We start from the raw sequence: 274 nt of genomic DNA on the forward strand, positions 1-274 counted from the left end.
CCAAGGGCAGCCAGGACGTTCTGGATGCCCTGCGTGCGTCGGGTAGCCCCTCGGGAACCGGCGATCTCGCCGAGGCTCTCGGTATGAGCAGGCCGGCGCTGAAGACCCGCCTCAAGGCGTTGGAGGCCGAAGGTCTGATCCGGTGGGTTGGAAAATTGAGCAGGGACCCCAGAGCCGTCTGGGTGCTGATCGACGGATAGCGGTCACTTTTTTCCGTGCTCGATTGCGCCGACGGCGGACTCGGAGACGCGGTGTTCGCTGCTGCGGGAGACTC

1 protein-coding gene is annotated in these 274 nt (G+C 65.3%); it reads left to right on the forward strand.

The features are described from left to right. Positions 1 to 200: winged helix-turn-helix transcriptional regulator (locus G6R24_RS21525; protein WP_163550903.1), on the forward strand; the 200-nt coding region annotated here is incomplete at its 5' end. Between the last annotated feature and the right edge of the window lie 74 nt (positions 201 to 274).

Source organism: Candidatus Frankia nodulisporulans, from assembly GCF_902806475.1.
GTDB classification, from domain to species: Bacteria; Actinomycetota; Actinomycetes; order Frankiales; family Frankiaceae; genus Frankia; species Frankia umida.